Source organism: Streptomyces lancefieldiae, from assembly GCF_031845825.1.
Classification (GTDB): Bacteria; Actinomycetota; Actinomycetes; order Streptomycetales; family Streptomycetaceae; genus Streptomyces; species Streptomyces lancefieldiae.
The window spans coordinates 154,175-180,847 of the sequence record NZ_JAVRFH010000012.1 but is presented as its reverse complement, the minus strand read 5'-3'; the positions used below and the strand labels follow the sequence as shown (position 1 = coordinate 180,847).

Genomic DNA, 26,673 nt, shown 5'->3' with positions numbered 1-26,673 from the left:
GGTGTGTGTGCTGGTGGGCGCGCTCCCGGCGCGGGTCCCGGAACGCGGGACCCAGCCTATGCCTTGCTGTGGGAGAACAGTTTCAGGACCGGCACGCCGACCTTGTGGCGGGCCCGCGAGGCCCAGTCCCGGTGGAAGAACTCCTCCACGTAGTGCGGATCGGTCAGGACGATCACCTCGTCGGCCCCGACCTCCAGGACCAGGGACTTCAGCTCGTCCAGCGGGTGGTCCTCGATCAGGCGGCCGTCGGCCTCGGCGCCGGACGCGCGCAGGGCGGTGAGGGACACCTCCAGGGCCCGCTGCCCGACGCTCTGCGCCTCGTGGCCCTCGGGCGTCTCACCCTCGCGGACGGCGTCGTCGAGCTCGCCGAGCGCGACGTCGTCGATGGCCCTCAGCAGCCGGTCGGCCTGGTCGCCGCGCGGTTGGAGCAGCACGTGGAAGGCGACCGGCTCGTCCCCGTGCAAGGTGGTGACGAACTCCACGTCGGCGGACGTCAGGGCCTTCTCGATCATCAAAACGCTTGTGAACACCAGGCGCCCCTTCTCCTTCGAGGGCCCATGGGCCCCACCCTCCGTGGGCCGAACCGGACCCTGCGGAAACCATCCTGCCCCGTGATCGCACGGGTATCGCCGGATTCAGTGTGCCCCTGTGCGGACTAAACGGAACGGGAGATTCCGTCGATTCCCGGAAGCGCGGTAACGACCGAACCCTTGTGCCTGGTACTCCAGCGGCGGAGTACTAGGCGCGCTGGTACCGAGTGAAGAGGAAACCTTCCTCCTCCAACAGGGACGCCAGGGCGAAACGCCGGGGGACCTCGACCGAGGGCCCACCCGCGATCCGCTGCGCGTCACCGGCCGTGAGCATCGGCGACACGGTCAGGCACAGCTCGTCGAGCACGCCGGCCGCGACGAACTGCCCCAGCAGCCGGGGGCCGCCCTCGGTCAGCAGCCGGGTGTGGCCGAGCTCGACCAGCGCGTGGACGGCGCGGGCGGGATCCACACCGACGCCGTCGCCGGCGATCACCACGCGGGCGCCGGCCCGCTCCGCCGCCGCGATCCGGTCCGGGGCCGCGGCGGCACCGGTGAGGATCAGGGTGGGGACGGGCGGGGAGGCGAACAGCGGCAGGGAGAAGTCGAGCTCCAGGCCGGCGCTGACCACCGCGATCGCCGGCGCCGGGCTCTGTCCGGCCGCCCGCCGCAGCTCCGCGAACTCCGCACGCGCGCGTGCGGGGCGGTACCCCTCCTGACGTACGGTCTCGGCGCCGGCGACCACCACGTCCGCCAGTGCGCGCAGGGTGCCGAAGATCCGCATGTCGGCCGCGCTGGAGATGGGCTGGGAACGGCCGTCGTGCTGGGCGGCCCCGTCGAGGGTGGAGACCATGTTCGCCCGCAGCCACACCCCCGGCCGCCCGTCGGGCTCGGGGTAGGCGTAGGCGTCGGCCAGCTCGGCGAGGCTCCACTCCCGGTCGGCCCCGTCGAAGCCCGGGCCGGCTGTCTGATCGGTCACAGGGAACAGGCGTCGCATGCGGTGCAGTGTTCCACGCCCCCGCGTCCCCGAACCGCGGCGGCCGAGCCCCCGCGGCCGCGGACACGGGGGCTCCGTAGCCGCGGGCCCATGGTGCCGCCACCCTTGCCTGAACTGCCGGAGAGCGCCCGACGGGGTGGCACGGGCGGGCGCGGCGGCACCCCGTCGGCGCCGGACCGCGCACCCCACCGCGTCCAGCGGTCGCGCCGGGCAACGGCGGGGCACCGGCCCGGCGCACGCCCGTATCCCGACGGGCACCCCCCTGAACAGGCCCTACCATGGACCACCGTGTCGCCCTCCACCCCTGCCCCCGGCCCCACCCCGATAGCCGGGGCGGCCCCGCTGTCCCTGTGCGCCCGCGAGCCGCACGTCCCCGCGGACCGCCTGGTCGCCGAGATGGTGCCGCCGCCCCGCTTCGACTCGGTCCGCTTCAGCACGTACATCCCGGACCCCGGCCGGCCCAGCCAGAGCGAGGCCGTACGGGCCCTGGAGGACTTCGCGACCGGGCTCGGCGAGGCGCCCGGCACCACCGTCGGCCGGCGCGGCTTCTTCGGCCTCGGCCGGAGCAGGGCCCCGAAGGCCCCGGCCGGCCCCCGCGGCGTCTACCTCGACGGCGGCTACGGCGTCGGCAAGACCCACCTGCTGGCCTCCCTGTGGCACGCCACCCCCGCCGAGCCCTCCCGCAAGGCGTTCGGCACCTTCGTGGAGCTGACCAATCTCGTCGGCGCCCTCGGCTTCCAGCAGACCGTGCAGACCCTGTCCGGGCACCGTCTCCTGTGCATCGACGAGTTCGAGCTCGACGACCCCGGCGACACCGTCCTCGTCTCCAGCCTGCTCGCCCGGCTCGTGGAGGCGGGCGTCGCGCTCGCCGCCACCTCCAACACGCTGCCGGGCAAGCTCGGCGAGGGCCGCTTCGCGGCGGCCGACTTCCTGCGCGAGATCCAGGGTCTGTCCGCGCACTTCCACGCCCTGCGCATCGACGGCGAGGACTACCGCCACCGGGGTCTGCCCGAGGCGCCTGCGCCGTACTCCGACGAGGAGGTGACGCGGGCCGCGCAGGCCACCGAGGGCGCCAGCCTGGACGGCTTCCCCGCCCTCCTCGACCACCTCGCCCGCGTCCACCCCAGCCGCTACGGCGCCCTGACCGACGGTGTCACGGCCGTGTGCCTCACCGGGGTGGGCCCGGTGCCGGACCAGTCGACGGCGCTGCGCCTGGTGGTGCTCGCGGACCGGCTCTACGACCGCGAGGTGCCCGTCCTGACCTCGGGTCTGCCCTTCGACCGGCTCTTCAGCGAGGAGATGCTGAAGGGCGGCTACCGCAAGAAGTACTTCCGGGCGATCTCCCGGCTCACCGCACTGGCCCGGGACGCGGCGCGCCTCGTCGACACGCCCTGAGAACAGCCTGTTCCCGCCAACCCACCGCGATTTTCAGGCTCTCTTCAGCTCGTAACGCTACGTTAACCCTGCAAAGCTCTTTGCAGGGTTAACGTGTCTCTTGACCAAGCATTGACCCTGCATTGACCTGACGTTGACCATGTGACCGGCCGTGCGCGTCGACCGTGCGCGGGCCGCACACCGGCACACGCCAAGGGCGTGAACTGCATGGAAGGGGGCGCATGTTCCGAGGCACGTCGGCCCGGACCGTGGTTCTGTTCCTCGCCGCCGCCCTGATCATCCTCCCGTTCTTCGCACCCACCACGCCCTTCGCATCCGCGCACACAAGTCGTGATGCCGTGGGTCACGCGCAGCCCGGAACCACCCTCACCGGCCTGGCGCCGCACGACGAGACCGTCACCTGCCACACCCCCGGCCGGTCCGGAAACCCGCACGGTCCCGCGCGTGTCCGTGACCGGCACCGCACCGCCACCGCACCCCAGTCCGAGGCCCCCGAGCGCCCGCTGCTGCGGCAGCACGCCCCGGCGGTGCCCGAACCCGCCTCGTCCGGCCGTGCGGCCGGGCATCGGGCCAGAGCGGTGCCGGACCACTCCCCGGCCGCACTCCAGGTCTTCCGCTGCTGAGGGCCGGTACATCCCCCCATCTCTGACCTGCCCGTCCGACGCGCCCCCACTGCGCGCCAGGAGGAATCACCACATCATGCAACCCCTCATCGACAACGCCCGCACGTTCGGACAGCGCCCTGAGGAGTTCGCCGGGCTCGCCGAAGGCCAGTCGCCCGAAGTCCTGTTCATCACGTGCTCCGACTCCCGGGTCGTACCCGCCCTGATCACGGGCGCCCGGCCCGGCCAGCTCTTCGAGCTGCGCACCGCGGGCAACATCGTCCCGCCGTACGGTGCCGAGCGCCCCAGCGGCGAGACGGCCACCATCGAGTACGCCGTCGAGGTGCTCGGCGTCAGCGACATCGTGGTCTGCGGCCACTCGCACTGCGGCGCCGTCGGCGCGCTGGTGCGCGGCGACGACCTGACGGCCGTACCCGCCGTGCGCGACTGGCTGGCGCACGCCGCCGACGAGCCGAAGCGGTGCGACCCCGCCGACCCGACGGTCGCCGAGGCCGTGCAGCACCACGTGCTCGCGCAGTTGCTGCGGCTGCGCTCCTACCCCTGTGTCGAACGGCGGCTGACGGAGGGCCGGCTGCGGATGCGCGGCTGGTACTACGAGGTCCACACCGGGGTCGTGTTCGAGCACCGCGCGGACACCGACGCGTTCGAGACCCTGTGAGCGCCACCATGACCGCCATAGCCAAGAACCCCCGGAAGTTCCCCCATCTGCGGCAGGACCTCACCGCCTCGCTCGTCGTGTTCCTGGTCGCCCTCCCGCTGTGCGTGGGCGTCGCCGTCGCCTCCGGTGTCCCGGCCGAACTCGGCCTCGTGACCGGCATCGTGGGCGGCCTGGTCACCGGCTTCCTGCCGGGCAGCAGCCTCCAGGTGTCCGGACCGGCCGCCGGCCTGACCGTGCTGGTCTTCGGCGCGGTGGACGAGTACGGGCTGCCCGCGCTCGGCGTGATCGTGCTCGCCGCCGGCCTGCTCCAGCTCGCGATGGGCGCCCTGAAGCTGGGGCGCTGGTTCCGGGCGATCTCCCTGTCCGTCGTGGAGGGCATGCTGGCCGGTATCGGCCTCGTGCTCATCGCCGGCCAGCTCTACTCGGCGGCCGGACTCCAGGCCCCCGCCTCCGGCCTCGGCAAGATCACCGGGCTGCCCGGGGCCGCAGCCGACGCCCTGGGCAGCAGCGAGGCGCTCACCTCGCTCGCCCTGGGCGCGGGCACCGTCGCGGTGATGGTGCTGTGGAAGCGGCTGCCGCGGCGGGTGCGCACCGTGCCCGGCGCGCTGGCCGCGGTCGCCCTGGCCACAGCGGTCACGGCGGCGTTCGGCCTGTCGGTCGCGACCGTCGAGGTGAACGGCCTGCTGGACTCCGTCCAGCCGCCCGGCGCCGACGCCTTCGGCGAGCTGGCGAGCGTGGGCCTCCTCGGCACGATCGCCGCCTTCACCCTGATCGCCTCGGCGGAGAGCCTGTTCAGCGCCGCCGCGGTGGACCGGCTGCACAACGGTCCGCGCACCGAGTACAACAAGGAGCTGATGGCCCAGGGCGCGGGCAACACGGTGTGCGGTCTGCTCGGCGCGCTGCCGATGACGGCGGTCATCGTGCGCAGCTCCGCCAATGTCAGCGCCGGCGCGCGGACCAAGGCGTCCCGGGTGCTGCACGGCGTGTGGCTGCTGCTGTTCGCCGCGCTGCTGCCGTCCGCGCTGGCGCTGATCCCGCTGCCCGCGCTGGCCGGCATCCTGGTCCACGCCGGCTGGAAGCTGATTCCGTTCCGCGGCATCGTGTCGCTGTGGCGGGGGCACCGGGGCGAGGCGCTGATCCTGGTGGTCACGGCCGGGTCGATCGTCGCGGTGAACATGTTCGAGGGCGTGCTGATCGGTCTGGCCCTGTCCGTGGCCAAGACCGCCTGGGAGGCCTCCCACCTGAAGCTGGAGGTCGTCGACAAGGGCGCCGGTCCCGTCCAGGCCCACCTGTCGGGCAACGCGACCTTCCTGCGGCTGCCGAGGATCCTGGAGAGCCTGGAGGCGCTGCCGCAGGACCGTCCGGTCGAGCTGGACCTCTCCGGGCTGCACCACCTGGACCACGCCTGCCGTACGGCACTGGAGAACTGGGCCGAGCGGCACAGCGCCACCGGCACGGACCCGGTGAAGGTGACGGAACCGGCGACCGCGGGGGTGTAGCCCCGCCCGCGCGGATCGTCCGGCGGCGCGAGCCGTAAGACGGCGCGAGCCGCAGGACCGCGACGGCGCCCGGTCCGGGGCATGGCCCCGGACCGGGCGCCTGGCATATCGTGACAGGAAGGGATGTAACGGACCTCTGGGTGAGGAGGTCGTCATGCTGCAGGAGCTGCTGACCGCGGCGGCCGCCACCGGGAGCGCCGGGGTGCTGTACGTCGCCTCGGCCGCGCGGGTCGTCAAGCAGTACGAGCGCGGTGTCGTCTTCCGGCTCGGGCGCCTCGCGGGCCAGGTGCGCGAGCCCGGGTTCACCATGGTGGTGCCGTTCGTGGACCGGCTGCACAAGGTGAACATGCAGATCGTGACGCTGCCGGTACCCGCCCAGGAGGGCATCACCCGCGACAACGTCACCGTGCGCGTGGACGCGGTCGTGTACTTCAAGGTCGTCGACGCGGCCAACGCGCTCGTCCGGGTCGAGGACTACCGGTTCGCCGTCTCGCAGATGGCGCAGACCTCGCTGCGCTCGATCATCGGCAAGAGCGACCTGGACGACCTGCTGTCCGACCGGGAGAAGCTCAACCAGGGCCTGGAGTTGATGATCGACAGCCCGGCCGTCGGCTGGGGCGTGCAGATCGACCGCGTCGAGATCAAGGACGTCTCCCTGCCGGACACGATGAAGCGCTCGATGGCCCGGCAGGCCGAGGCCGACCGGGAACGCCGGGCCCGGGTCATCAACGCCGACGCCGAGCTGCAGGCGTCGAAGGTGCTCGCGGAGGCGGCGCGGCAGATGTCCGAGACGCCCGCCGCCCTGCAACTGCGCCTGCTGCAGACGGTCGTCGCGGTGGCCGCCGAGAAGAACTCGACCCTCGTGCTGCCGTTCCCGGTGGAGCTGCTGCGGTTCCTGGAGAAGGCCCAGGAGCGGTCGGTGGACCAGTGACACGTGCTTCACGCGTGGTTCCCGGGATTGTTGTCAGATGATAGACACGGCGGGGTCACATCCTGTCCGCCAGCAGGAAGGTCGCCCCATGTCCTTGTCCAGTCACGACACGACCCGACGTCAGGTACTCGCCCGCACCGGCGCCCTCGGTGCGGGCATCGCCTTCACCGGAGCCCTCTCCGAGCTCTTCGCCGGCACCGCCGCCGCGCAGTCCCCGGGCCACACCGGCTACGGCCCCCTGGTCCCCGACCCCGACGGCCTGCTCGACCTGCCGAAAGGATTCCGCTACCGGGTCCTGTCCCGTGAGGGCGACCAGCTGCGCTCCGGCGAGGGCCCGGTCCCGTCCAACCACGACGGCATGGCGGCCTTCGCCGGGCGTTCGTCCGGCAGACACGCCCGCGTCCACCTCGTCCGCAACCACGAGAACCGCGCCAACGGCAAGGTTCCCGTGCCCACGGTCGAGGGGCTGACGTACGACCCGCAGGGCAAGGGCGGCTGTACGGCCCTGGCGCTGGACTCCCGCAACCACGTCCTGTCCGAGCGGGTCGCGATCGCCGGTACGGCCGTCAACTGCGCGGGCGGACCCACCCCCTGGCACACGTGGCTGACCTGTGAGGAGACCGAGGACAAGGCCGGGACCAACGGCTACACCAAGGACCACGGCTTCATCTTCGAGGTCGACCCGGTCGACCCGCACCGCACCGGCGCGGTGCCGCTGACCGCGATGGGCCGCTTCCAGCACGAGGCGATCGCCGTGGACCCGCGGCGGGGCGTCGTGTACGAGACGGAGGACGCCTTCGAACGGCCCTTCGGGCTCTTCTACCGTTTCCTGCCCGAGAAGCCCCTGGGCGGCACCGGCTCGCTGCGGGCGGGCGGCCGGCTCCAGGCGATGCGCGTGCCCGGCGTGCCCGACCTCTCCTCGATCCAGGAGACGGGCGCCGAGTTCGACGGTGTCGAGTGGGTCGACGTACCCGACCCGCTGGCCGCCGGGACGCCGATCCGCCACCAGGACTTCGGCCGGGGCGGCATCACCCACGCGCAGAAGCTGGAGGGCTGCTACTGGGGCGGGCGCAGCGTGTACTTCGTGTCGTCCTTCGCCCGCAGCGACGACGGCTCCGCGGCCGACCACTACGGCCAGATCTGGCGCTACGACCCCGAGCGGCGCCGCCTGACCCTGGTGATCGTCTTCGGCCCGGACACCGACGTCCGGCTCCCCGGCGAGTCACCGGACAACATCTGCCTGGCACCCAGCGGCGGGCTCATGGTCTGCGAGGACGGCAACGGCGCCCAGCACGTCTACGGCGTGACCCGGCGCGGCGAGGTGTACGCGATGGCCCGCGGCGCCCAGAACATCGGGACGCCGGACGAGCCGGAGTGGGGCGAGTTCGCCGGCGTCACCTTCTCCCCCGACGGCGACACGATGTACGTCAACTGCTACACGCCCGGCACGACCTTCGCGGTGACGGGCCCCTGGCGCAGGTAGGGCCTGTCCGACCATTCCCGTCGCCCGCCCGGAGGGCGGGCCGCGCGGCGTCCGGTGCGTGCGATCGCAGGGCGAGCGTGCGTGCCGGGCGCCACGAGGCAGGCGGGAAGTGTCGGACAGGCCCTGGCGGCCGGGGGCGCACCGCCCGGTCACTGAAGCCCCGGCAATGGGGTACTCGGGGCCGCATGACGGAGAAAGTGCAGGTCAGCGGCTCGTACTGGCTTCAGACGGCACCGGGCGGTGCGCCGCGCCCCGCCCTCGCGGAGGACCTCGGCGTCGACGTCGCCGTGATCGGCGCCGGCATCGCCGGGCTCAGCACGGCCTGGGAACTGGCGCGGGCCGGGCGCAGCGTGGCGGTGCTGGAGGCCGGCCGGGTGGCCGCCGGCGTCACCGGATACACGAGCGCCAAGCTGACCGCCCTGCACACGCTGATCTACGACACGCTGCGCCGCACCCGCGGACCCGAGGGTGCCCGCCTGTACGCCCGCTCGCAGACCGAGGCGATCGAGCACGCCGCCGGGATCGTCGCCGAGCTGGGCATCGACTGCGACTGGGAGACGCGCAGCGCCTACACGTACGTGCGCGACGCGGGCCGCGTGGACGAGCTGCGGGCCGAGGCGGCCGCCGCGAAGGAGGCGGGGCTGCCGGCGTCGTTCGTGACGGAGACGGGGCTGCCGTTCCCGGTCGCGGGCGCGGTGCGGGTCACCGGTCAGGCCCAGTTCCACCCGCGCAAGTACCTGCTGGCCCTCGCCGAGGACCTGGAGGCGCACGGCGGGCGGATCTTCGAGGACACCACCGTCCACGGCCTGGACGAGGGCGAGCCGTGCCGCGTGTCGACCGGCACGGGAGCGACGGTGACCGCCCGGGACGTCGTGGTCGCCACGCACTACCCGATCTTCGACCGGGCCCTGCTCTTCGCCCGCCTCTCCCCGCGCCGCGAGCTGGTCGTGGCGGGACCCGTCGAGGCCGGCCGCGATGTCGACGGCATGTACATCACGCCGGAGGAGAACACGCGCTCGGTCCGTACGGCGCCCCTGGACGACGCGGGGCGCCGGCTGCTCCTGGTCACCGGGGAGCACTTCACGCCGGGCACGGGCGACACCCGGAAGCGCTTCGACCGCCTGTCCGCCTGGGCCGGCGAGCACTTCCCGGGCGTCGGCCTCACCCACGCCTGGGCCACGCAGGACATCGACCCGACCGACACCGTGCCGATGGTGGGCCCCCTGCACCCGGGCGCGCACCACACCTACGTCGCCACCGGCTTCGGCGGTTGGGGACTGAGCGGCGGCGTCATGGCGGGCCGGCTGCTCACCGCGCAGATCACCGGTGAGGAGTGCGCGTGGAGCGGACTGTACGACCCGCGCCGGCTGCGTTCGGCGGTGCGCGAGGCGCCGGCGTTCCTCAGGACGCAGGCCGAGGTCGCCCGGCACTTCGTCGGCGACCGGCTGCGACCGGTGCCGCCGGTGGACGCCCTGCCACCCGGCGAGGGTGCCGTGGTCCGGGTGGGCGGCGACCGGGTGGCGGTCTACCGGGACGAGGCCGGCGCACTGCACGCCGTCTCACCGCGCTGCACCCACCTCGGCTGCCTGGTGGGCTTCAACGCGGCCGAACGCGCCTGGGAGTGTCCGTGCCACGGCTCCCGCTTCGACACGGACGGGAAGGTGGTCGAGGGGCCGGCGACCAAGCCGCTGGAACGGCGCGACATCTGACGCGGTCTGAGCCGGGCGGGTGACGTCACAGGCACGTCACACCAGATAGTCATACAAACAGATAATCATGCTCATACGTTCGTACGGTGACCCCTCTCGTACGACGCGCAACCGTCCTCTGTGTCCTGGGCGCCGCCCTCGCGGCCTGCGGAACCACCGAGGCCACGCGGGCCCCGCACCCGGCGCCTTCGGCCGCCTCCGCGGACCCCCCTCCCCCTCCCCCTCCCGCTCCGTCTCCGCCTCCGTCCCGGCCTCCCGTGCTCGCCCCCGGCCCGGCGGGCCTCACCCCCGTCTTCGAGCACGGCCCGCGGGCGGACGGCAGGACGGTCGCCCTCACCTTCGACGCCGACATGACCGCCGACCAGGGGCCGCGGGCGGCGGCGGGCGAACGGTTCGACAATCCACGGCTGATCGCGACCCTGCGGGAACTGGGGGTGCCGGCCACGGTGTTCATGACCGGCCGGTGGGCCGAGGAGTACCCCGACGAGGCGCGGTCCATCGGCCGGGACGCCCAGTTCGAGATCGCCAACCACTCCTACAGCCATTACGCCTACACCGAGGACTGCTACGGCCTGCCGACCGTGTCCAGGGAGCGGATGCGGCCGGACGTGGAGCGGGCGTACGCGGCGTTCGAGGAGGCCGGGGTGCCGGAGTCGATGCCGTACTTCCGTTTCCCCGGGGGCTGTTACGACCGTGTGGCCCTCAAGGAGCTGACTCCCGTCGGCGTCACCGCCGTGCAGTGGGACGTGGTGAGCGGGGACGCGTTCGCGACGGACGCCGACGCGGTGGCCCGGCAGGTGCTGGACGGTGTGCGGCCGGGGTCGGTGGTCGTCATGCACTGCACGCGCAGCGCGGCTCCGGTGACCGAACGGGCGGTGCGCACGATCGTGCCCGAGCTGCGCCGCCGGGGCTACCGCTTCGTGAAGGTCTCCGAGCTGATCGCCGCCGCGAACGGCCGCCGCTGACGGGCCTACGCTGGAGAGATGAGCAGCGACGACGACCACGGCCCGAACGACGGCAGTCCGGGCGACCCCGGTCCGAACGACTACTGTCTGATCGACGCCACCCGGCCGCCCAAGGCCGACGGCCCGCCGTACGCGGAGTGCGTGCTGTGCCGGGAGCCGACGGAGTACCCCGAGTCGTACAAGGGGATCACCTTCTGCCCGGTCTGCGAATGGCAGGAGGCCCAGCGCACGGCCTGCTCAGGCTGATCTGCGCGAGCTGAGCGCACAGGCCAGGGCGGTCGCGGCCACGGCGACCACGGCCGCCGCCGCCAGCGGGAGCAGGGGCAGCGGTACGACCCCGGACCGGGAGCCGGTGACCAGGCCGCCGACCGCCGCGCGCGCCGGGGACCCCGACGTCACCAGCGCCAGCAGGGCCGCCAGCAGCAGCGCCGGAACCGCGCGGCCGGGCGAGCGCAGCACCGGCCAGGCGGTGAGCGCGCCGACGGCGCTGCCGAGCAGGGCGCACACCAGCGCGGCGAGCAGTCCGGCGCCGCCCGCCGGGAGCGGCGGCACGGGCGTGCCGTGACCGGTGCTGACCGGGTCGCTGATCAGCGTCACGACGAGCGTCGCCACCGTGCCCAGGAGCGCCGCCGCGGCGAGGCCCACCAGCAGACAGGCCAGGTGGGCCCGCGCGGGGCCGCGCGCCGCCGACACACAGGCGCGGGCCGCAGGCGGCTCCCCGGTGACGCAGATCCGCACCAGCCAGGCCGCGACCGGCAGCAGCATGGCCGCCGCCCAGCCCAGCGAGTCGAGCACCGGCTGCCCGCCCTGCACGCCGATGCCGAGCGCGGCGGCGTACAGGATGACGGGCGGCAGCCAGCGCTGGGAGCGCAGCAGGAGTGCGGCCTGGTACCGGAGGAGTGCGGTCACCGGTGCTCCTCCGGGGCGTGCACGCTCACCACGTGCCAGGGCGGCCGGGCGGTCAGGAGGGTGCGCAGCAGGACGTCGGAGTGCGAGGCGGGCACGGTGAGCAGATGGGCGCCGGGGGCGGTCTCCTCGGCGGAGGCGACGATCCGGTGCACGTCGGCGGGCAGTCCGCCGCCGACCGGTCCCCGCACCCGGACGGCGACCCGCGGCCCGGCCGGGGCCCCGGTGTGGTCGGTACGGCGGTGCAGGGTCCCCTCGCGCACGGTGTAGGTGGCGTCGGGCGCGTCGCCCAGGCGGCGCGGGTCGTGGTCGACGAAGACGACGGCGCCGCCGGAGGCCGTCCGCTCGGCGACCGCCCGTTCCAGCTCGGCCCGGGCGTCGGCGTCGAGCCCGGTCCAGGCCTCGTCGAGGACGAGCAGTTCCGGTTCGGCGAGCAGTGCCTGTGCCACCGCCACCTTCTGGCTGCTGCCCTTGGACAGCCGGGCCAGCGGCGTGCCGGCGTACGCGGCGGCCCCCAGCCGCTCCAGCCACTGCCCGGCGGCGTGGGCCGCCGCCCGGCGGGACAGCCCGTGCACGGTGCCGAGGTGGGTGAGGTACCGGACGGCCGTGAAGGGCAGGGCGGGCGGGAAGCGTTCGGGGACGTACGCCGTGCGCGGACGGCCGGTGACCCGGCCCTCGGTGGGGGCGTCGATGCCCGCGAGCACGCGCAGCAGGGTGGACTTGCCGGTGCCGTTGGCGCCCTCGACGCGGACGAGGGTGCCGGGCGCCAGGCTCAGGTCGACGCCGCGCAGCACCCAGGGGCCGCGCGGTCCGTAGCGGCGCCCCACGTGATCCAGCCGTAGCTCACGTTGCATGGGGGCATCCTCTCGCGCCCGCGCGGCTTGGCAGACTGGTGGGCGTGAGCAACGATCCGACGACGCCCGTCCCCGACAGCCCCTTCCGCCCCGAGCCCGGCGACCGCGACCTCGCGCCGCAGTTCGTCCTGCCGCTGGTCGTACGCATCGAGCGGGCGGCGCCCCCGCCCCGTACCGACGCGCTGGAGACCGCGGCCCGGGCGGTGCTGGTGATGCTCGGCGACGAGCGGTCGACCGGCGACGGCGAGTGGGCACGGGTGATGCGGGACTGGCAGGACGCGCGCATCCGCAAGGTCGTGCGGCGGGCGCGCGGCGCGGAGTGGCGGCGGGCCGAGGCGCTGCCCGGCATCACGGTGACCGGCAAGACGGCCGAGGTGCGGGTCTTCCCGCCGGTCCCGCTGGACGGCTGGCCCAAGGACCTGGCCCGCCTCCAGGTCTCCGGCACCGACCTCGACGACCCGGAGCCGCCGGTCGACGCCGACCCGTCCGGTCCCGTCCTCTGGATGAATCCCGACCTCGGCATGTCGGCGGGCAAGGCGATGGCCCAGGCGGGGCACGGCGCGCAGCTCGCCTGGTGGGAGCTGGACGACGCGGAGCGGACCGCGTGGCGCGACGCGGGCTATCCGCTGGCGGTGCGCACCCCGGCCTCCGCCCGCTGGTCCGGCCTCACGACGAGCGGCCTGCCGGTGGTCCGCGACGCCGGGTTCACGGAGATCGCGCCGGGTTCGTGCACGGTGGTGGCGGACCACCCGGCGCTCCGGTAGGCGAGGAGGCCGGTCCGCCGCGCGGGGCACGGTCCGCCATCCGGTCGTAATGTGGTGATATGGCGCTTCTGATGGAGATCGACTATCCCGGTGTCACCGCCGAACAGTACGACGAGGTCCAGGACACCGCCGGCACTCGCTCCGGACGCCCCGTCCCCGGCCTGCTCGGCCACCTGGCCGTCGTCACTGACGACGGCGTGCGTGTGGTGGACGTGTGGGAGTCCAGGGAGGCCCTCGAGGCCTACCTGCCCGTGATCCTCCCCGCCACGAAGGCGGCCGGCTTCCCGGACGCCGCGCCGCGGCTGTCCGAGATCCACAACGTCTTCATCCCGCGCTGACGGCGGCCGGCGCCAGGAGCCGGGAATCTCAAATGTTGCTCTGAAGAAGCCCCCCGGTGGATTCGCGCCGGACCGCACGGGTCATATCCCCGGCAAGTCGACGGGGAGGGGCGGGCGGCCATGGAGCGGATGGAGCGACTGGGGACCGGTATCGGGTGGCGGCCGGAGATCGCGGACGTCGTGGAGGGGATGCCCGGCATCGACTGGGTCGAGGCCGTGTCCGAGAACCTCTGCCCCGGCCACCTGCCCGACTCGCTGCTGCGGCTGCGCGAGCGCGGCGTGACCGTCGTGCCGCACGGGGTCTCGCTCGGACTCGGCGGAGCCGAGCGGCCGGACGCGGGGCGGCTGGCGGCGCTGGCGGAGCGGGCGGAGGTGCTGGGGTCGCCGTTGGTGACCGAGCACATCGCGTTCGTCCGGGCGGGCGGGGCACTGACCGCCTCCCCGCGCCTGGAGGCCGGGCACCTGCTGCCGGTTCCGCGCACCCGGGACGCCCTCGACGTGCTGTGCGAGAACGTGCGCGTCGCACAGGACGCGCTGCCCGTACCGCTCGCCGTGGAGAACATCGCCGCGCTCTTCTCCTGGCCGGGCGAGGAGATGACGGAGGGCCAGTTCCTGTACGAGCTGGCCGACCGGACGGGGGTGCGGCTGCTGATCGACGTGGCGAATCTGCACACCAATCACGTCAACCGCGGTGAGGACCCGGCCGAAGCGCTCGGTGAACTGCCCCTGGAGGCCATCGCCTACGTGCATGTCGCGGGCGGCTTCGAGCGGGACGGGGTCTGGCACGACAGCCACGCCCACCCCGTCGCGCAGCCGGTGCTCGACATCCTGACCGACCTCGCCTCCCGCGTGGCGCCGCCGGGCGTGCTGCTGGAGCGGGACGAGAACTTCCCCTCGGCGCAGGAGCTGGAGGGGGAGGTGGCGGCGATCCGCGACGCCGTCGCGAAGGGGCGGGCGGGTGAGCGCCCCGCCGGCCGGGACGCGCCGGCATCGCCGCGCGTCGCGGCGGAGGAGCCCGGCGCCGGTGACGCCGTACGTCAGCGGCTCGCCCTCGCGCAGGCCGCGCTGCTGTCCGCGCTGGTCGCCGGGACGCCCGCGCCCGAGGGGTTCGACCGGGTGCGGCTGGGAGTGCAGGCGCGGGCGCTCGCCGGGAAGCGGGCGGACGTGGTCGCGAAGGTCGCGCCGGAGCTGCCGGTGATCCTCGGGGCCTGGTACCGGCCCGCCTTCCTCGACTACGCCCAGGGGCATCCGATGACCGGCGGCTACCGGCGGGACGCGCTGGACTTCGTCGGGCAGCTGTTGACGGACGGCATACCGCAGGACACCGGCGCGCGGCGGGAGTTGCGCGCCTGGTGGCTGGAGCGGTCGGGGCCGGTACCGCGATCGACGCGGCCCGGGATCCGGCTGGCCCGGGCGACCCGGCGGGTGCTGCTGCGCCGCTGAGCGATCGCGACCGGCACCCAACGGAACGTCACCCACCTGCGGCAGCACGTCCGACATGTGAAAAGGGCATGGCGCCGGCGAAAGCCTTTGGCATAGAAGTACGGAATGTTCTGGGTCCTCTTCCTCCTGCCGGCCTGGGTCGTCGCCGGCCTGGCGTGCACGCGGCTGTGCCTGGCCGCCCTGCGCGCGGCGGCCGTCGACACGAACGCCGTCGGCCACGGGCACGCTCTGACGTTGTACGAGGCGGCGTTCCTGTCCGGCGGGCCCCGGCGGGTCGCCGACCTCACGCTGGTCTCCATGGCACGCCAGCGCCGGCTGCTGCTCGCCCACACCGGCTGGGCGACCGTCGTCGACCCGTGCGGTCGGGACGACATGGAGCGGTCGGTCATAGGGGCGATAGGGCCCGCGGGACAGTCCCGGATAGCGCCGGTGCGGGCCACCGCGGCCACCGCCGAGGCGGTACGGGGCCTGGCCGACCGGCTGGTCGGCGCGGGTCTCGCCGTGCCGGACGACGCCCGCGGCATCGCGGCCGGGGTCCGGCGGGTGCGGCTCGCCGCGGTGGTCGTGTGCGCGCTGGGCGCCGCCGCTCTGGCGGTGCCCCTTCCCACGGACGAGCCGCGCCTGCTGATCGCCCTGTGGTTCGCGCTGCCGCTCGCCCTGACCCTGGGGTGCCTCGCCATCACGCGGATGGAGGTCCACCCGTACTCGCGCTGGGCCTCTCCGGCCGGGCAGCGCCTGATCAGTGCCCTGACCCGGCAGGCCGAGGACACGGCGGACGACCGTACGTACCTCACCTCGGTCGCCGTGCGGGGCGTCCACGCGGTCGGCGAACCCGATCTGCGGGCGGCCTTCGCCCACCGCGAGGAGTACGCCGAGGAGTACGGCGAGCGCCGGGTCTGACCCGCCGCCCCCCACGCGCCTACGCGCCGGGGGCGTACGGAAGCACTCGGCGCCGACACCCCGGGCGGTGCTTGCCTGGCCCGGTCACCGAACCAAACATCCCTGGTGTCACCCCGTGCACCGAAGGGACACCCGATGAAAGCCGCCGCCCTCTACTCGGCCGCCGGGACCTTGCTGCTGACCACCCTCACCACCGGCCCGGCGGCGGGGACCACGGGGGCGCCCGGCGCCGCCGAGGCGCACGGCACGGCGGTGGCCGCCGCGCGTGCCGCCGAGGCCGGCATCGCGTTCGGCGACTGCCCGAAGGCGGAGGACCTGCCCGGCAGCGTCCGCTGCGGCACGGTCACCGTCCCCCTCGACTACGCGCGCCCCGACGGCAAGCAGATCCGGCTCACCGTCAGCCGGGTGCGGGCCACGCACAAGGACCCGCACGACAGCGGGCGCGAGGTGCCCGGCCAGGGCGCCCTCCTCTACAACCCGGGCGGCCCGGGCGCGTCGGGGCTGCACTTCCCCCTGGTCGGCACGGTGCCCGGGTGGAAGCGGATCGCTGCGGCGTACGACCTCGTCGGGTACGCCCCGCGCGGCGTCGCGCCCTCCGCGCCACTGTCCTGCCAGGACCCGGAGCACTTCGTCGAGGGGCCCCGGCCGGCCCCCACCCGGCCCTCGGACGCGTACAAGAAGGAACGGGCCGCCGAGGCCGAGGCGTACGCGCGCGGCTGCGCCGAACGGGCGGGCGACGCGCTGCGCCACTACCACTCCCTCAACAACGCCCGTGACCTGGACGTGGTGCGTGCCGCGCTGGGCGAGGAGCGGCTGACGTTCGTGGGGGCGTCGTACGGCACCTACTTCGGGGCGCTGTACGCGGAGTTGTTCCCCTCGCGCGTACGGCGCATGGTGTTCGACTCGGTGGTGAACCCGGACCCCGAACGGGTCTGGTACCGCAACAACCTCGCGCAGTCGGAGGCCTTCGAGGACCGCTGGGCGGACTTCAAGGAGTGGATGGCCGAGCACGACGACGTGTACGGGCTCGGGGACACGCCGCGCGAGGTGCAGCACAGCTACGAGGAGGCGAGCGCGCGGCTCGCGGCGGAGCCGGCGGGCGGCAGCGTCGGGCCGGCCCAGTTGCAGGAGGCGTTCCTGCGGGCCGGGTACTACGACGACTACTGGCCGCGCCGCGCCGAGGCGCTGTCGGCCTATCTGAAGGGCGACCCGCGGCCCCTGGTCGACCAGGCGGGGCCACGCACCGGCGAGTCGGTCGGGGCGGAGAACTCCCAGGCCGTCTACACGGCCGTCGAGTGCAACGACGCGCCCTGGCCGACGGACTTCGGGGTCTGGGACCGGGACAACACGCTGCTGGCGCGCCGGGCGCCCTTCGAGACCTGGGACAACGTGTGGATGAACCTGCCGTGCGCCTTCTGGCGGACGCCGCGGCAACGGCCCCTCGACGTGCGCACCGCGCCGGGTGAGCTGGCGCCGACGCTGATCCTGGCCGCCGAGCGGGACGCGGCCACGCCGTACGCCGGCGCGCTGGAGCTGCACGGGCGGCTGCCGGGCTCGGTGCTCGTGACCGAGCGGGACAGCGGCACGCACGGTGTCGGCGGCGGTCCCAACGCCTGCGTCAACGGCCACCTGGAGGCGTATCTGCTGGACGGCCGCCTCCCGGCGCGGGACGCGTCGTGCGCCCCACGCCCGAAGCCGGAACCGGAGCCGGAACCGAGGCCCGCGGACGCGCCGCAGGCCTCGCCGCGGGCCTGATCAGGCGAGCCCGGCCACCAGCTCGCCGATGTCCTTGCGGCGCCCGGTGTAGAACGGGACCTCCTCGCGGACGTGCATGCGGGCCTCGGAGGCGCGCAGGTGACGCATGAGGTCGACGATGCGGTACAGCTCGTCGGCCTCGAAGGCGAGGATCCACTCGTAGTCGCCCAGCGAGAAGGAGGCGACCGTGTTGGCGCGCACGTCCGGGTAACCGCGGGCCATCTTGCCGTGGTCGGCGAGCATGCGGCGGCGGTCCTCGTCGGGCAGCAGGTACCAGTCGTAGGAGCGCACGAACGGGTACACGCTGATGTAGTTCCGCGGCGTCTCGTCGGCCAGGAAGGCCGGGATGTGCGAGCGGTTGAACTCCGCCGGACGGTGCAGCGCCATGTTCGACCACACCGGCTCCAGCGCGCGGCCCAGCCTGGTGCGGCGGAAGAGGTTGTACGCCTCCTGGAGCTGGTCGGCGGTCTCCGCGTGCCACCAGATCATGAGGTCGGCGTCGGCGCGCAGGCCGGACACGTCGTAGGTGCCGCGGATCGTCACGTCCTTGGCGGCGAGCTGGTCGAACAGCTCCTGGACCTCGTCGGCGTAGCCCGCACGGTCCTCGGGCAGGACGTCCTTGAGCTTGAAGACGGACCAGAGGGTGTAGCGGATGACCTCGTTGAGGTCCTTGGCCAGCTTGCCCTTGTTCGGGATGCGCTCGGCGGCAGGGGTGGAGGCGTCGTCACTCATGCCCCTATTCTCCCGCTCCGCCGTGCAGGCTCTGCACCGGGTGGGCGGTGAGCTCCTCCACACCGCGCAGGTCGCCGTGGAGCTGGTCCACGGCCGCGTACGCGCTCGCGATGCTCGCCGGGACGCCGACGCCGTCGTAGGCCGCGCCGCACACGGCGAGGCCCGGGAGCCGCGCGACGTGTGCGCGGACGCGGGCCACGCGCGCGTGGTGGCCGACGGGGTACTGGGGCAGGCCGTCCTGCCAGCGGGTGACGCGGGTGGCGACCGGCTCGGCGGCCAGGCCGGTGGCCTCCTTCAGGTCGTGCCGGGAGACGGCGACGAGGCCTTCGTCGTCGCGGCCGAGGACCTCCGTCTCGCCGTACCGTCCGACGGAGGCGCGCAGGACGACCAGGTCCGGGTCCTCGCCGTCGATCCAGCCCCACTTGCGGGAGGCGAAGGTGGACGCCTTGATGGTGTGCCCGTCGACCGGCGGCACGAGGAAGCCGCTGCCCTCGGGGAGCACGGCGGCGTCGGAGCGGCGGTAGGCGAGGGTGATCAGGGCCATGGAGGCGTACTCGACGGCGGCCAGCTCGGCCGCCGCGGCGGGTGCCTCGGCGCGCAGCAGCTCGGCGGCGGGACGGGCGGGGACGGCGACGACGACCGCGCCGGCGTGCAGCACCCGGCCGCCGGCGACGATCCGCCAGCCGTCCCGGGCCGTGCGGCGCAGCTCCGTGACGGGCGCCCGCGTGACGATCTCGCCGCCCCGGGCACGCACCGACTCCGCGACCGCGAGCGGGAGGGTGCCGATGCCGCCCTCGATGCCCATGAACACCGGGCCGCCGGCCGGGGAGGTGGCCGTCCGGCCCTGGATCGCGCGCACCGCCTCGGTGAGGGAGGAGTGGGTGCGGGCGGCCTCGAAGAGCTGGGGCACGGCCGAGCGCAGGGAGATGCGGTACGCGTCGCCCGCGTAGACGCCGCCCAGCAGCGGTTCGACGAGACGGTCGACGACCTCGCGGCCGAGGCGCGCGGCGACGTACTCCCCCACCGCCACGTCGTCGCCGACCTCGGTGCGGGGCAGCTCGGCGTCGCGCTCGATGCGGGCGAGCCCTTGCGCGGACAGGACGCCGGTCAGGGCGGCGGCGGTGCCGGGGACGCCCATGACGTGACCCTTGGGCATGGGCCGCAGGGCGCCGCGGGTCCACAGGGAGGCCGTCGCGGTGGACGGCGGCTGGAGGCGGTCGGCGAGGCCCACCTCGCGGGCCAGGCCGACGGCCTCGGGGCGGCGGGCCAGCATCGACTCGGCGCCGAGGTCGACGCGGACCCCGGCGATCTCGCCGGGCAGCAGCTTGCCGCCGACGCGGTCCGAGGCCTCCAGCACGGTCACGCGGGCCCCGCGCTCCAGCAGCCGGTGGGCGGCGGCCAGTCCGGCGATCCCGGCTCCGATGACGACGACATGTCCCGTGTCCGCGGGAAACTCAGCCGCGGGGGTCTCGCTTGCGCACATGCCCCCAGCGTCTCAGACCGCACCGACTCCGCCGCGGGGCCGGGTGGGTTCCGCGTTCGGTCCCGTGGGCCCCGCCCTCGTCCCGGGGGCCCCACCCTCGTCCCGTGGGCCGCGGGCGTCCTCCCGGGTCCCGCGAGTCCGGACCGTGACCTCTTCGGAACCGTTCCGCGTCAACGTTCGCGCCCCTTCCCGCGTCGAAGGAGCGTCCGTGGTCACGACACGACTCATCGGGGGTACCCACCATGCACGCACGACGATCGGCACCACGATCGACACGACGATCGGCACGCCGTGGCGCGCCGCCCGCCCGTGCGTTGGCCGGCCTGCTGCTGGCCGCGGCCCTCGCCCTCACCGGCTGCAGCGCGTCGGACGACGGCTCCGACTCGGGCGCCGGCGCCAAGGAGGCCGCCCAGGCGGACTCGCGGGCCGAGGGCCGGGCCGACGACCGGTCCGGTGCCGCGGGCGGCGAGGCCGACGGCGGCGAGGCGACCGCGCCGCCGAAGCTCGCCCCGACCCACATCATCCGCACCGTCTCCCTGTCCGTTCAGGTCAAGGACGCCTCGAAGGCCCTCGACGCGGCCCGCACCGCGACCGAGAACGCCGGCGGCTACGTCGGTGACGAGAACACCACCCGGGACGAGGAGGGCCACGAGCAGACCGAGGTCGTCCTGCGCGTGCCCGTGGAGCGGTACGAGAAGGTGCTCGACGAACTGGAGGGCGCCGGGAAGCTCCTGGAACGCAGTGCGAAGGCCGAGGACGTCACCGAGCAGGTCGCGGACGTGGAGAGCCGGGTCAGATCGCAGCGCGCCAGCGTGGCCCGGGTCCGCGAGCTGATGGACCGGGCGACGAAGCTGAGCGACGTGGTGACCCTGGAGGGCGAGCTGAGCACTCGCCAGGCCGAACTGGAGGCGCTGCTCGCCCGGCAGGCGGCCCTGAAGGACCGCACGAGCCTGGCCACCATCACCCTCTCCCTGTCCGAGACGCCGGTGGAGCGGGCGGAGAAGAAGGAGGACGACGACCCCGGGTTCACGGACGCGCTGGCCGGCGGCTGGGACGCCTTCGTGACGATGGTGCGCTGGGTGGCGGTGGCGCTCGGCGCGGTGCTGCCGTTCGCCGTGGTGGCGGCGCTGCTGGTGCTGCTGTGGCTGCGGGTCGTGCGGCCCCGGCTGCCGCGCCGCCCGGCACCCGCGCCCGCGATGCCCGCGGCGCCGCCGACGGCCGCCTCCGCCGCGCCGGCTCCGCTGCCGACGGCCCGGCCGGCGCCCGGGACCGCACGCCAGGAGGAGCCCGACGAGCGGGAGTGAGCGGGACTGGACGGGAGCGGGAAGTGGGAGTGGGAAGTGGGCGGGACGAGACACCCCGCCCCCGTAGCGTGTTCGCATGAGCATGAACACGAGCACGAACGTGAGCGCTGCGAACGGGACGAGGGCCGCGAAGGGCTCCAGGGAGCGGCTGGTCGTGATCGGCGGTGACGCCGCGGGGATGTCCGCGGCGTCACAGGCGCGCCGGCTGAGGGGTCCGGACGAGCTGGAGATCGTGGCGTTCGAACGCGGCCACTTCAGCTCGTTCTCGGCGTGCGGCATCCCCTACTGGGTCGGCGGTGACGTGACCGAGCGGGACCGGTTGATCGCCCGTACGCCCGAGGAGCACCGCGCGCGCGACATCGACCTGCGGATGCGCACCGAGGTCACGGAGATCGACGTCGCCGGTGGGCGGGTACGCGCGCGTGACGTCGATTCGGGGACGGAGTCCTGGACGTCGTACGACAAGCTCGTGATCGCCACCGGTGCCCGCCCGATCCGTCCGCTGCTGCCGGGCGTCGACGCGCCCGGTGTGCACGGGGTGCAGACGCTGGACGACGGGCAGGCGCTGCTCGACACGCTGGCACGCACGCGCGGCCGTCGCGCGGTGGTCGTCGGCGCCGGGTACATCGGCGTGGAGATGGCCGAGGCGCTCATCAACCGCGGCTACGAGGTGACCGTCGTCAACCGCGGCCGGGAGCCGATGTCCACGCTCGATCCGGACATGGGCCGCATGGTGCACGAGGCCATGGAGGGCATGGGCATCACCATGGTGAACGGCGCCGAGGTCACCAAGGTGCTCACCGGCGGCGACGGCCGGGTCCGGGCGGTGGCCACCGAGGACGCCGAGTACCCGGCGGACGTGGTGGTGCTGGGCATCGGCGTACGCCCGGAGACCGCGCTCGCCGCGGACGCCGGTCTGCCGCTCGGCGCGCACGGCGGGCTGCTGACCGACCGGGCCATGCGGGTGCGCGGGCACGAGAACGTCTGGGCGGGCGGCGACTGCGTGGAGGTGCTCGACCTGGTCTCGGGGCAGGAACGGCACATCCCGCTCGGCACGCACGCCAACAAGCACGGGCAGGTCATCGGCACCAACGCGGGCGGCGGCTACGCCACCTTCCCGGGTGTGGTCGGCACGGCGGTCAGCAAGGTGTGCGACCTGGAGATCGCACGGACCGGACTGCGCGAGAAGGACGCGCTGCGGGCGGGGCTGCGGTTCGTGACGGCCACCATCGAGTCCACCAGCCGCGCCGGTTACTACCCGAACGCCTCTCCCATGACGGTGAAGATGCTCGCCGAGCGGCGCACCGGACGGCTGCTGGGCGTCCAGATCGTCGGCCGCGAGGGCGCGGGCAAGCGCGTCGACATCGCCGCGGTGGCCCTCACGGCCGGCATGACGGTGGAACAGATGACGGCCCTGGACCTCGGTTACGCGCCGCCCTTCTCACCGGTGTGGGACCCGGTGCTGGTGGCCGCCCGCAAGGCGGCGCGGGCCGTGGAGCAGCGGCAGGCCTGAGGTCCCCGGGTCCCCGTGGACCCGGGGACCACGCGGTCCCGGTGATCCGGTCGACGGCCGGCGTGTTGATCGCCGCGCCTGTTCGGCCGGTGACCGCGCGGGCGGGGACGACACCGGGGCCGGGGTGGTCACAAAGGCCTGGGCCGGGCACCGGCGACCGGCCGGTCACCGCGGACGGCTGCTCGCCGGCCGGCTGCCCCGGCGCCACGCCGCGCGGGGAACGCAGCCGCTGGCTCACCGCCTCGGCCGGCGTCCCGGGCCGCTGCGTCCACGCGGCCGGCCGCCCGGCCTCCTGGTCTCCCGGTCTCATGGCCGAGCCGGGTGACGTCCTCCCGGGGCAGGCGCAGCGCGAGCGCGACCTCGGCTCCGCCCCGCCTCTCCCGGGCCGCGGGCGGTTGGGAGGACATACGCAAGCCCGTGCCGCGGCGTTCAGGGGGCGCTCCGATGCGCGGGCCGCTCGGCGGGCAGTGGCCGTGGGCCCTCGTCCTCGCGCACGTCCTGGCCTTCCCGTTCGCCCCGGCCGGACCGGGTCCGTGACGTGCGACAGCGGTCCCGCGCGGCTGTGCCGTCTCGAGGCGTTCCCCCGTGCGGACTTCGGCGTGCGGCGCGGTCCGACGCGCCCGATGCGCCAACGTGCCCGACGGAACCGAGTGTTCGGGACGTGGAGAGGCCCGATACGCTTCATGGCAGCTGACCCGACAAAGGAGCGGTGCATGTACGCGCAGGGGCATCGAGCACAACAACGCGCACAGGACGTCGCGCGGCCGAAGCCCGCGCGCGGACCGCGGCCGGGCACCCGTCCGCCGGGCTCCGAGGCGCTGCTCTCCCTCCAGCGCACCGCGGGCAACGCCGCGGTCGTCCGGGCCGTCACCCCCATGGTGCAGCGGGTCGCGGTGACCGACCCGCGCTCCAGGCAACCCGTGGAGACCAGCCGCCTCACCCCCGAGGAGCGCGTCCAGCTCGCGGCCCAACTGCTGCGGGCCAAGAAGACCAAGGAGCTGGACCGCCTGCGCGCCGCGCACCCCGACGAGCGGGACAGCCTGTCCGAGCGGGCGCTGCGCGCCATCATGCCCCGCTACCGGGACGTCCACGCGGAATCCGAGGGCGAGTCGGAGAGCGAGGACCCCAACGTCTTCTACCGCACGCTCCGCCCCGAGGAGCTGCCCCTGCGCAACGGCCTGCGCCCGCCGGTCGGCCACGACCCCTCCAAGTCCGCCGCCGATCACATCCGCGCCGGCAGCAGGGCGAAGGTCAAGTCGTCCTGGGTCTCCTTCACCCGCAGCCTCAAGACAGCCGCGGCCTGGGCCGCGGAGAACGAGTCACGCATCGCCAAGGTGAAGCTGCCCGCCGGTGCCAGGGTCGAGGACGGCAGGGTCTACGACACCACCGACCCCGAGCAGCTCGCGGCCGTCTTCGGCGGCAACGGCGGCAGCGCGGAGAACTTCGCCAAGGCGTCCCAGGAGGTCGTGGTGAAGGGCGGGCTCGGCGCGGAGGCCGTGCTCGAGGTCTTCAAGGCCAAGTACCTCTCCCCCGAGGAGTACGAGCAGCACAAGACGGCCCCCACCACGGACTCCGGCCTCTACGCCGTGGTGCGCACTCGCGCGAAGGTGACCGAGAACAAGCAGAAGTTGCGGCCGAAACCCATCGGCATCTACAACCACCAGGAGACGGCACTCGCCGCCCCCAAGCGGAAGGACCGGGACGACAGCCCGGAGAACGACGAGCGCAGGAACCGCGCGCGGATCACCTCCTGAAGGCCGCCCGGTACTCGCCGCTCCGAGGCGGTACAGGCCCCGCTCGGCCGGATCCGGCGGCCTCGCCGTCCGGGCCTCCGAGCGGGCGGTACGGGGAGTTTCCCGGGCGGTGGCGGTCATCGCCACCGCCGTCGTGAGGGTCGACGCCACCGTGACGCGCGCCGGGCCGGTAAGGCCCCGGCGGCGGCTCAGCGTGCGGTCTGCGTGTGGACGTACTCCACGAGGCGGCTCAGCGCGTCCGGGTCGGTGGCGGGCAGGACGCCGTGGCCGAGGTTGAAGACGTGGCCCTCCAGGCCCGCCGCCGCGTCCAGGATCTCGCGGGTCTTCGTCTCGACCGCCTGCGGGGTGGAGAAGAGGACGGCGGGGTCCAGGTTGCCCTGGAGCGCCTTGCCGGGGCCGACGCGGCGGGCGGCCTCGTCCAGCGGGACGCGCCAGTCGACGCCGACGACGTCCGCGCCGGCCTCGCCCATGAGGCCGAGCAGCTCGCCGGTGCCGACACCGAAGTGGATGCGCGGCACGCCGTACCCGGCGACGGCCTCGAAGACCTTGCGCGAGGCGGGCATCACCGAGCGGCGGTAGTCCGCGGGCGCGAGGGCGCCGACCCAGGAGTCGAAGAGCTGGACCGCGCTCGCGCCCGCCTCGATCTGCACCTTGAGGAAGGCGGCCGTGATGTCGGCGAGCCGGTCCAGGAGGTCGGCCCACAGCTGCGGGTCGCCGTACATGAGCGCCTTGGTGTGCTCGTGGTTGCGGGACGGGCCGCCCTCCACCAGGTAGCTCGCCAGGGTGAACGGCGCGCCCGCGAAGCCGATCAGCGGGGTGGCGCCGAGCTCGCGGGTGAGCAGGCCGAAGGCCTCCGTGACGTAGGTGACGTCCTCGGGGGTCAGGTCGCGCAGCCGGGCGAGGTCCGCGCGGGTGCGGATCGGGTTCTCGACGACCGGGCCGACGCCCGGCTTGATGTCGAGGTCGACGCCGATGGCCTTGAGCGGGACCACGATGTCGCTGAAGAAGATCGCCGCGTCGACGCCGTGCCGGCGCACCGGCTGGAGGGTGATCTCGGTGACCAGTTCCGGCCGCATGCAGGACTCGAGCATCGGGATGCCCTCGCGCACCTTGCGGTACTCCGGCAGCGAGCGCCCGGCCTGCCGCATGAACCACACGGGGGTGTGCGGCACCGGCTCACGCCTGCACGCCTTGAGGAACGCGGAGTCGTACGTGGCGGTCTGCTGCTTGCCCGCGGGGCTCTGGTTGGCACTCACGTCGGCAAGTCTCGCACGGCCCTCGGCGAGGGCCCGACCACGGGTCCGGCCGCGCGCGAGCGGCGTGCCGGCGCCCGCGCGGAACCGCGTGATCCGGACATCGCGTCCGCACTCGGGTGTCCCTCCCTGCGCCGGGGCGCCGTTCCGCCTAATCTTCCCCGCATGGCTGCGGCTCAGGGACGACTGTCGGACGGCACGGGCGGGATGGACGAACAGAAGGGTGCCGAGGAGGAGGACCGGCATGCGGAGGACACGGCACCGCCGGCCTTCACGGCCGCTGTCGAGGCGCTCAGGGCCGCGCGGCTGCGGCCGCAGATCGAGGTCGAGGCGACGCGCGCACCGCAGCGGCTCGCCCCGTACGCGTACGCGCTGGAGGCCGCGGTCGTCGACGGCGACGACGATCTGGCGGACGGGCGGCTGGTGCTGCTGCACGACCCGGCCGGGCACGAGGCCTGGCGGGGCACCTTCCGTCTGGTGACGCTTGTGCGGGCCGAGCTGGAATCGGAGATGGCCGCGGATCCGCTGCTGCCGGACGTGTGCTGGTCCTGGCTCACCGGCGCGCTCCAGGGGCGCGGGCTGACCTACGGCGAGCCCAGCGGCACCGTGACGCGCGCGAGCTCCCACTACTTCGGGGGGCTCTCGGCGCGCCCGTCCGCCTCGCAGATCGAGATCCGGGCGTCCTGGACGCCTCGCGAGGGTCTGGGTGGCGTCCCGGACACCGGCGCCCACCTCGCCTCCTGGTGCGATCTGCTGGCCCAGGTCGCGGGCCTGCCGCCGGCCGCGCCGGGCGACGCGTCGATCGTCACGCTGCCGCAGCGACGCGGCCCGCAGTCGCGCTAGGCCCGCCCCGCCACCCTCGGCATTCCCGCCACCCTCAGCATCCC

General features: G+C 74.2%; 25 protein-coding genes. 18 read left to right on the top strand and 7 right to left on the bottom strand.

Annotated elements, in window-relative coordinates; translation table 11 throughout:
• Positions 1 to 56: 56 nt before the first annotated feature.
• Both RM812_RS15140 and RM812_RS15135 read right to left on the bottom strand, forming a co-directional pair.
• Positions 57 to 530, bottom strand: a complete 474-nt coding sequence (locus tag RM812_RS15140; RefSeq protein ID WP_311573051.1) for an indole-3-glycerol phosphate synthase — start codon at positions 528 to 530, stop codon at positions 57 to 59.
• 208 nt (positions 531 to 738) lie between these two features.
• On the bottom strand, positions 739 to 1,524 hold the full coding sequence (locus RM812_RS15135; protein WP_311573050.1) for a pyrimidine reductase family protein: 786 nt from the start codon (positions 1,522 to 1,524) through the stop codon (positions 739 to 741).
• Positions 1,525 to 1,812: 288 nt separating this feature from the next.
• On the opposite strand from RM812_RS15135, the gene zapE reads away from it, so the two are divergent.
• The 9 genes from zapE to RM812_RS15090 all read left to right on the top strand — a co-directional run bounded on the left by zapE (position 1,813) and on the right by RM812_RS15090 (position 11,033).
• Positions 1,813 to 2,919: a cell division protein ZapE gene (zapE, locus tag RM812_RS15130; RefSeq protein ID WP_311573049.1), complete on the top strand. Its 1,107-nt coding sequence runs from the start codon at positions 1,813 to 1,815 to the stop codon at positions 2,917 to 2,919.
• Between the two features lie 221 nt (positions 2,920 to 3,140).
• Positions 3,141 to 3,542, top strand: a complete 402-nt coding sequence (locus RM812_RS15125; protein WP_311573048.1) for a hypothetical protein — start codon at positions 3,141 to 3,143, stop codon at positions 3,540 to 3,542.
• Positions 3,543 to 3,618: 76 nt separating this feature from the next.
• Positions 3,619 to 4,200: a carbonic anhydrase gene (locus RM812_RS15120; RefSeq protein WP_311573047.1), complete on the top strand. Its 582-nt coding sequence runs from the start codon at positions 3,619 to 3,621 to the stop codon at positions 4,198 to 4,200.
• Positions 4,201 to 4,208: 8 nt separating this feature from the next.
• Positions 4,209 to 5,699 (top strand): SulP family inorganic anion transporter, encoded by a 1,491-nt coding sequence (locus RM812_RS15115; RefSeq protein ID WP_311573046.1) that lies wholly within the window; start codon positions 4,209 to 4,211, stop codon positions 5,697 to 5,699.
• A 154-nt stretch (positions 5,700 to 5,853) separates the two neighbouring features.
• Complete coding sequence (locus RM812_RS15110; RefSeq protein WP_311573045.1) at positions 5,854 to 6,630, top strand: slipin family protein; 777 nt, start codon at positions 5,854 to 5,856, stop codon at positions 6,628 to 6,630.
• Between the two features lie 88 nt (positions 6,631 to 6,718).
• A complete protein-coding gene (locus RM812_RS15105) occupies positions 6,719 to 8,113 on the top strand; it encodes a PhoX family protein (protein WP_311573044.1) in 1,395 nt (464 codons plus the stop codon).
• A gap of 185 nt (positions 8,114 to 8,298) precedes the next feature.
• Entirely contained in the window at positions 8,299 to 9,822 is a 1,524-nt protein-coding gene (locus tag RM812_RS15100; RefSeq protein WP_311573043.1) for an FAD-dependent oxidoreductase, read from the top strand.
• 86 nt (positions 9,823 to 9,908) lie between these two features.
• Entirely contained in the window at positions 9,909 to 10,787 is an 879-nt protein-coding gene (locus tag RM812_RS15095) for a polysaccharide deacetylase family protein (protein ID WP_311573042.1), read from the top strand.
• A gap of 18 nt (positions 10,788 to 10,805) precedes the next feature.
• The gene (locus tag RM812_RS15090; protein WP_311573041.1) at positions 10,806 to 11,033 is read left to right on the top strand and encodes a hypothetical protein; all 228 of its coding nucleotides are present in this window, start codon (positions 10,806 to 10,808) and stop codon (positions 11,031 to 11,033) included.
• On the opposite strand, the gene RM812_RS15085 is transcribed toward RM812_RS15090, so the two are convergent.
• Together RM812_RS15085 and RM812_RS15080 are read right to left on the bottom strand one after the other, a co-directional pair.
• On the bottom strand, positions 11,025 to 11,696 hold the full coding sequence (locus tag RM812_RS15085; RefSeq protein ID WP_311573040.1) for an ABC transporter: 672 nt from the start codon (positions 11,694 to 11,696) through the stop codon (positions 11,025 to 11,027). The two genes, RM812_RS15090 and RM812_RS15085, sit on opposite strands and share 9 nt — an antisense overlap.
• Positions 11,693 to 12,547: an ABC transporter ATP-binding protein gene (locus RM812_RS15080; RefSeq protein WP_311573039.1), complete on the bottom strand. Its 855-nt coding sequence runs from the start codon at positions 12,545 to 12,547 to the stop codon at positions 11,693 to 11,695. Before RM812_RS15080 ends, RM812_RS15085 begins: the two co-directional genes overlap by 4 nt.
• A 44-nt stretch (positions 12,548 to 12,591) precedes the next feature.
• On the opposite strand from RM812_RS15080, the gene RM812_RS15075 reads away from it, so the two are divergent.
• From RM812_RS15075 to RM812_RS15055, 5 genes are all read left to right on the top strand, one after another.
• On the top strand, positions 12,592 to 13,311 hold the full coding sequence (locus RM812_RS15075; RefSeq protein WP_311573038.1) for a peptidyl-tRNA hydrolase: 720 nt from the start codon (positions 12,592 to 12,594) through the stop codon (positions 13,309 to 13,311).
• Positions 13,312 to 13,370: 59 nt separating this feature from the next.
• Positions 13,371 to 13,649, top strand: a complete 279-nt coding sequence (locus RM812_RS15070) for an antibiotic biosynthesis monooxygenase family protein (RefSeq protein ID WP_311573037.1) — start codon at positions 13,371 to 13,373, stop codon at positions 13,647 to 13,649.
• Between the two features lie 129 nt (positions 13,650 to 13,778).
• Positions 13,779 to 15,092 carry a DUF692 domain-containing protein gene (locus RM812_RS15065; protein ID WP_311573036.1) on the top strand — a complete coding sequence of 438 codons (1,314 nt, stop codon included), beginning with the start codon at positions 13,779 to 13,781 and terminating at the stop codon, positions 15,090 to 15,092.
• Between the two features lie 105 nt (positions 15,093 to 15,197).
• The gene (locus RM812_RS15060; RefSeq protein WP_311573035.1) at positions 15,198 to 15,992 is read left to right on the top strand and encodes a TIGR04222 domain-containing membrane protein; all 795 of its coding nucleotides are present in this window, start codon (positions 15,198 to 15,200) and stop codon (positions 15,990 to 15,992) included.
• 135 nt (positions 15,993 to 16,127) lie between these two features.
• Positions 16,128 to 17,747, top strand: coding sequence for an alpha/beta hydrolase (locus RM812_RS15055; RefSeq protein WP_311573034.1), 1,620 nt, complete (start codon positions 16,128 to 16,130; stop codon positions 17,745 to 17,747).
• Here RM812_RS15055 and hemQ read toward each other — a convergent pair whose 3' ends face one another.
• Positions 17,748 to 18,479, bottom strand: coding sequence for a hydrogen peroxide-dependent heme synthase (gene hemQ / locus RM812_RS15050; protein ID WP_311573033.1), 732 nt, complete (start codon positions 18,477 to 18,479; stop codon positions 17,748 to 17,750). It abuts the gene before it with no gap.
• A gap of 4 nt (positions 18,480 to 18,483) precedes the next feature.
• On the bottom strand, positions 18,484 to 19,962 hold the full coding sequence (gene hemG, locus RM812_RS15045; protein ID WP_311573032.1) for a protoporphyrinogen oxidase: 1,479 nt from the start codon (positions 19,960 to 19,962) through the stop codon (positions 18,484 to 18,486).
• Between the two features lie 242 nt (positions 19,963 to 20,204).
• On the opposite strand from hemG, the gene RM812_RS15040 reads away from it, so the two are divergent.
• The 3 genes from RM812_RS15040 to RM812_RS15030 all read left to right on the top strand — a co-directional run bounded on the left by RM812_RS15040 (position 20,205) and on the right by RM812_RS15030 (position 24,533).
• Complete coding sequence (locus tag RM812_RS15040; protein ID WP_311573031.1) at positions 20,205 to 21,266, top strand: DUF4349 domain-containing protein; 1,062 nt, start codon at positions 20,205 to 20,207, stop codon at positions 21,264 to 21,266.
• A gap of 82 nt (positions 21,267 to 21,348) precedes the next feature.
• Positions 21,349 to 22,779 carry an FAD-dependent oxidoreductase gene (locus tag RM812_RS15035; protein WP_311573107.1) on the top strand — a complete coding sequence of 477 codons (1,431 nt, stop codon included), beginning with the start codon at positions 21,349 to 21,351 and terminating at the stop codon, positions 22,777 to 22,779.
• A gap of 713 nt (positions 22,780 to 23,492) precedes the next feature.
• Positions 23,493 to 24,533, top strand: a complete 1,041-nt coding sequence (locus RM812_RS15030) for a hypothetical protein (RefSeq protein ID WP_311573030.1) — start codon at positions 23,493 to 23,495, stop codon at positions 24,531 to 24,533.
• A gap of 188 nt (positions 24,534 to 24,721) precedes the next feature.
• Here the strand turns inward: RM812_RS15030 and hemE are convergent, their stop codons facing one another.
• Positions 24,722 to 25,789, bottom strand: coding sequence for a uroporphyrinogen decarboxylase (gene hemE / locus RM812_RS15025; protein WP_311573029.1), 1,068 nt, complete (start codon positions 25,787 to 25,789; stop codon positions 24,722 to 24,724).
• Between the two features lie 162 nt (positions 25,790 to 25,951).
• Here hemE and RM812_RS15020 point away from each other — a divergent pair, with 162 nt between their 5' ends.
• Positions 25,952 to 26,629, top strand: a complete 678-nt coding sequence (locus RM812_RS15020) for a DUF3000 domain-containing protein (RefSeq protein WP_311573028.1) — start codon at positions 25,952 to 25,954, stop codon at positions 26,627 to 26,629.
• Positions 26,630 to 26,673 lie beyond the last annotated feature (44 nt).